Annotated in this window: 2 protein-coding genes; one reads left to right on the forward strand and one right to left on the reverse strand. The window is 67.4% G+C overall.

Annotation, left to right across the window (positions count from 1 at the left end; translation table 11 throughout):
• Positions 1–187: 187 nt before the first annotated feature.
• Positions 188–1,378 (reverse strand): IS110 family transposase, encoded by a 1,191-nt coding sequence (locus ACFVJQ_RS45795; protein WP_385791913.1) that lies wholly within the window; start codon positions 1,376–1,378, stop codon positions 188–190.
• A 373-nt stretch (positions 1,379–1,751) separates the two neighbouring features.
• Here ACFVJQ_RS45795 and ACFVJQ_RS45800 point away from each other — a divergent pair, with 373 nt between their 5' ends.
• Entirely contained in the window at positions 1,752–2,567 is an 816-nt protein-coding gene (locus ACFVJQ_RS45800) for a sulfite exporter TauE/SafE family protein (protein WP_385791915.1), read from the forward strand.
• The last annotated feature ends 117 nt before the right edge of the window (positions 2,568–2,684 follow it).

Raw genomic sequence — 2,684 nt, forward strand, 5'->3', positions numbered from 1 at the left:
GGCCAGATCCTTCATCTTCCACGCAGCACCGCAATAAGGCGCTCTTCCTACATAGAACTCCTCCTTGCGTTCAGGACACACGAACCGACGAAATGGTGCTCCCAAGGTGACGGAATGCGCCGCGCGCCGAGGCCTACTACTTCCACGACGGTGAGTGACCTCTCGCAGGGATTCCTAATGCCGTCTGTCAAGCCGCGAGAGCGATGGGCGGCGTGTGCTCGTAGCACCGTCCGTCGCGTAGCAGGGCCCAGAGGACGTTGACACGGCGGCGGGCGAGGGCGAGGACGGCTTGGGTGTGACGTTTGCCCTCGGCGCGCTTGCGATCGTAAAACCGTCGGGATTCCTCGCAGTTTCGGATGCTGAAGAGTGCGGAGGTGTAGAAGACGCGCTGGAGGCGGCGGTTGTATCGCTGGGGGCGGTGCAGATTGCCCCTGATCTTGCCGGAGTCGCGGGGGACCGGTGCGACACCGCCGAAGCCGGCGAGCCGGTCGGGTGTGCCGAAGATGCTCATGTCGCCGCCGGTCGCGGCCAGGAACTCGGCGCCGAGGATGATGCCCAAGCCGGGCATGCTGGTGATCACATCGAAGGTGCGGTGCTCGCGAAACCGGGCCTCAATGGCCTTGTCGAGCTCGGCGACCTGCTGGTTGAGAGCCATCACCTCCTTGGCCAGCGTGTGCACCAGCTGGGCAGTGAGCTTCTCGCCGGGGAGGCTGGTGTGCTGGCGCTCGGCGGCTTGGACGGCTATCCCGGCGATCCGGTCGGCGCGAAGGACCTTGCGGTTGCGCAGCCAGGTCTCCAGCCGCTTGGCGCCGATCCGGCGGATGGCGGCTGGCGTCTGGTAGCCGGTCAGCAGGGTGAGCGGGCCGGTGCTGGTGAGGTCCAAGGCCCGTTCCAGGCCGGGGAAGATGCCGGCCAACTGGGCACGGAGCCGGTTGACCGTGCGGGTGCGGTCTGCGACCAGGTCCATGCGGCGGCCCGTGAGGATCTTCAGGTCGATGACGGCGTCGTCGCCTGCGCGTAATGGGTGCAGGTCGCGACGGACACGGACTTGGTCGGCGATGACCGCAGCGTCCTTGGCGTCGGTCTTGCCCTCGCCGCGGTAGCCCTCGGAGGCCCGGTGGATGGACCGGCCGGAGATGTAGTGCACCGTCTGGTCGTGGTTGAGGAGGATCGCGATGGCCAGAGTGGCTCCGCCGTCGGCAAGGTCGATTCCCCAGGTCACCTCGTCACCCAACGCCAGGACATCGGCGAGGAGTTCAAGCAGTTCGGGCTCGTCGTTGGTGACGCGTCGCGACAGCAGCCGACGGCCGCCCTCGTCGATCGCGACGCAGTGGTGGTGGGTTTTGCCTGCGTCGATGCCGGCCCAGATCGCGGCCAAGTTGTGCCTCCGTGCGGTGTGCTGCTGGTCCCTCCCACGGACGACCTCGCTGTCGATTCCCTACGGAGCGATCATTCGCAATTCCTAATTGGCAGCCGAGTCGTCGTGGGGCGCCGAGCGGCCAATCACTGCGAGCCACAAGCGGCAGAAGGTTGAAAGCCACACCCGGCGCCCTTGGGTGGGTGAACCATACGAAGGGCTCACCGCCTCCCGCAGAACAACGTAGGGAAGGTTGAGCAGGCTGATCGGCGGGGCGGACATGGTGCCCGCGTTCGGAGATCTGGACGAGCCCTGAGCAGGCAGCAGGTGCCTTCACCTGAAGGTGAGATCACGCTGTAGCGGGCGCGGGTGACCACCGGCGAGGATGCCCACCATGACCGCCGACCAGAACCTTGTTCCTCTCCGCCCCACACACGCGGCACCCGTGGTGTTCGGCGCGGGAGCGGCCATCGGCCTGCTGGGCGGGATGATCGGGCTGGGCGGTGCCGAGTTCCGCCTGCCGCTGCTCATCAGCCTCTTCGGGTTCGCCGCGCTCTCGGCGGTCATCCTGAACAAGGCGATGAGCCTGGTCGTGGTCGTAGCCGCGCTGCCCGCCCGGTTGGCGGCAGTCCCGGCCAGCGAGGTCGCCGCCCGCTGGCCGGTCGCGGTCAATCTGCTGGCCGGCAGCCTGCTCGGGGCGTGGGCCGGAGCGTCCTGGGCAGTACGCATGCGCAGCGCCACCCTCTACAAGGTGCTGGCGGCCTTGATGGTGCTCATGGCTGCCGCCCTGGTCGTCACGCACACCACCCCCCTGGGCACGCTCGCGCTGCCGCTGTGGGCCCAGGTGCCCTGCGGAGTCGTGGCTGGCTTCGGCATCGGCGTCGTCGCGGCGATCATGGGCGTGGCCGGAGGCGAGCTGCTGATCCCGACGATCGTGTTGCTGTTCGGACAGGACATCAAAACCGCGGGCAGCCTCTCCCTGCTCATCTCGCTGCCCACCATGCTCGTCGCCTTCGCCCGCTACAGCCGCGACGGCAGCTTCGCCGTCCTCGGCGCGAATCTCCGCTTCACCGTGACCATGGCTGCGGGCTCGATTGTCGGATCGCTGCTAGGCGGCCTGCTGCTCGGCGTGTTCCCGGATGCGGTCCTCATCCCCCTGCTGGCCGTGATCCTGCTGCTTTCCGCGATCAAGCTCGCTCGTCACGACTGACCGAGCCAGAACAACTCGGCACTCAACCTTCCCTACGTTCTTCTCTGGGACCGGGCGAGCCCTTCGTATGGTTGGCCCACCCAGGGGCGTCGGGTGTGGCTTTCAACCTTCTGCCGC

The sequence above is a fragment of the Streptomyces sp. NPDC127197 genome (assembly GCF_042672405.1).
Classification (GTDB): Bacteria; Actinomycetota; Actinomycetes; order Streptomycetales; family Streptomycetaceae; genus Streptomyces; species Streptomyces flavusporus.